The following is a 2500-nucleotide window of genomic DNA, read 5'->3' as shown; positions in this document are numbered from 1 at the left end:
TTAGAAAAGCGTTTCGAATTAAAAACTGCACCAATAAATGAGTTCTCAATATCATGGCATCATCAAACTCCCGCCATGATTTATAAAGGGAATTTTAGCGAAGCCGATATTACTGACCCTTTATTTCCTCGCTACCCCACTTTCGAAAGTTTTTATGATACCGAATGTATACAACTCGTTCAAACAATATTTCAAAATGATTTCAATACGTATAAATATAGTAGAGAATACCTATACTGATTTCAATCTATTATCTTTGCCAAATAAAAAAACACCTAATATATATAAGGTGTTTTTTTATATTTAAACTATATACAATATGTTACTTAGCATTCCTTACTATTCAAGTTATTCTTCTTTAATAACTTACTTATCTTTTGTCTATCTGCCCATCCTACTCCTATTAAGACTAAACTTCCTCCTATTACTATCTTCCAAGTTAAAGACTCATCTAATAAAGCAATTGAAGCAACAATACTTATTAACGGTAATGCATTTAAATATAACCCACTTACTGATGCCGAGACTGTCTCTAGTGCTCTATTCCAAAACCAATACGCTAAAATTGTTGCGCCTATAACAAGATACATTACACTAAATCCAGTCTTCCATGTTTCGATTTCTGGGAAACCATAGTAAAAAGTTTCTACCATTGCAAATGGTAATAAAATAACAGCTCCAATAATTAAAGTTAATGTTGTAAAAACCTTGTTTGATAAATACTGTTCTTGTTTTGGTCTTTTCAACAATACTGTATAGAAAGCAAATAAGAAAGTGCTTAATAAAATAAGGGTATCTCCTATTAAAGATACTTCTTGATTACCGTTACTAGATGAGATAGTAATAAGAAGTACTCCAGCAGCTCCCAATACAATGCCGATCCAATAATTAAGCTGAATTTTTTCTTTCAAAAAGATCGCTGAAAAAAGAATTGTAACTAACGGTAAAGCAGCATCAATAATACTAACATGTAATCCACTTGTTAAAGAAATACCGTAGGATGTGAACATAAAGTAACCAGCTACACCAGTAAAAGATAGTAAACTCATTCTTTTCCACGGCACTTGTTTATGTACAACCGATTTTTTTAATTGTTTAAATGAAAATAGCAAACAAATTCCACCAGCGAAGAAAAGGCGAATAAATAACAAAGTAAATGGCTGAATAACTTCTAACGCCCACTTTGTTGGCGCAATGGCTGTCCCCCATAATATAACAGCCACTAATAACATGCATATTTCTTTCATAATCCCCCACACCCATCAATAATATATATTAATTACCTTAATTATAGATTTTTTGATGAATGAAATCCTTTAAAAATGAAAAGATATTGTATAAATTGAAACTTTAATCAGCGGGGGTTCACTTCAGCGCATGTCACATAGCTCAAAAGCGTTGCGAAATGTTGGCTTGTACACGATGAAACAAAGTTACTTAAACAATAACAGGATGGCTACTGTAAAAGAAGTAGATACTGCCATGCAAGCCAATACGAATGATTGGGGCGTTCAATCAAATTCTATTCAAGCGATTCGCAGAGCCTTATATGCAGAAGTGAAGAGCTTTTTTAAAGCGTTGGAACAATGTAAGAAAAATCCTGAGCAGTTCACAGGGCGTCCGAAGTTTCCAAATTATTCTCGTTCCACTGACAAACGAATCATTGAAATCTATCAAGTCCCTAAAGTGGATAATAACGGGTATTGGATGGTTCCGATGAATGTGGCATTCAAAAAAAATTGGGTTCCATTAAAATACGTATGCCGAAAAATTTAAGACATAAAAAAATCTTCTACATTGAGATTGTACCGAAGCAAAAAAGTCGGTTCTTTGAGGTGCATGATACATATGAAATGCATGTTTCTCAAATGAAGAAACCATCCACGACTACGAGTAACGCTTTGAATTGCGATTTAGGTGTAGATAGATTAGTAAGTTGCGTGACAAATCGTGGGGTAGCATAAATGCTAGAGCGTCAAACTGTCTAGCGATAGACGAAAAGACCTAGCGCTCGAGCTCAAGCCCCCACTGAAAGGCTTTGTCTCACTGGGGGTAGTTGACTTTAAAACGTCTCCATTTCATCCTTTTCTCTCATTAAGATTACTAAATTTACGGATTATGTCATTTGATATATATAAATAAACACAAAAAAACCTAAGTCGAAACGACTTAGGTTTTTGCTTGGCGACGTCCTACTCTCACAGGGACAAGGTCCCAACTACCATCGGCGCTAGAGAGCTTAACTTCCGTGTTCGGTATGGGAACGGGTGTGACCTCTCTGCCATCATCACCAAACTATTGAAGGCATATTCCTTCAAAACTAGATAACATTGCTACATATTATATGGTTAAGTCCTCGATCTATTAGTATTCGTCAGCTCCACATGTCACCATGCTTCCACCTCGAACCTATCAACCTGATCATCTTTCAGGGATCTTACTAGCTTACGCTATGGGAAATCTCATCTTGAGGGGGGCTTCATGCTTAGATGCTTTCAGC

The 2500-nt window shown here is 35.5% G+C and carries 2 protein-coding genes, 2 rRNA genes and 1 pseudogene (2 of these 5 running past the window's edge); 2 read left to right on the top strand and 3 right to left on the bottom strand.

What is annotated here, in order from left to right:
* Positions 1-240: the end of a sulfotransferase family 2 domain-containing protein gene (locus tag NST14_RS01710; RefSeq protein ID WP_000460200.1), read on the top strand. Its footprint begins 552 nt before the window's first position; the window shows 240 of its 792 coding nt (coding positions 553-792); its start codon lies beyond the left edge, outside the window; it ends in the stop codon at positions 238-240.
* An 86-nt stretch (positions 241-326) separates the two neighbouring features.
* On the opposite strand, the gene NST14_RS01705 is transcribed toward NST14_RS01710, so the two are convergent.
* On the bottom strand, positions 327-1259 hold the full coding sequence (locus NST14_RS01705; RefSeq protein WP_229143776.1) for a DMT family transporter: 933 nt from the start codon (positions 1257-1259) through the stop codon (positions 327-329).
* A 109-nt stretch (positions 1260-1368) separates the two neighbouring features.
* Here NST14_RS01705 and NST14_RS01700 point away from each other — a divergent pair.
* Positions 1369-1961 (top strand): annotated as a pseudogene (locus NST14_RS01700) (RNA-guided endonuclease TnpB family protein); the annotation flags it as partial.
* Positions 1962-2179: 218 nt separating this feature from the next.
* On the opposite strand, the gene rrf reads toward NST14_RS01700, so the two are convergent.
* Together rrf and NST14_RS01690 are read right to left on the bottom strand one after the other, a co-directional pair.
* Positions 2180-2295: ribosomal RNA gene (gene rrf, locus NST14_RS01695) — 5S ribosomal RNA — on the bottom strand.
* 49 nt (positions 2296-2344) lie between these two features.
* A 23S ribosomal RNA gene (locus tag NST14_RS01690) occupies positions 2345-2500 on the bottom strand; it runs 2767 nt beyond the window's last position.

The organism is Bacillus sp. FSL W8-0519 (assembly GCF_038005585.1).
In the GTDB taxonomy this organism is placed as follows: domain Bacteria; phylum Bacillota; class Bacilli; order Bacillales; family Bacillaceae_G; genus Bacillus_A; species Bacillus_A paranthracis.
This window is presented reverse-complemented; position numbering and strand designations above follow the sequence as displayed.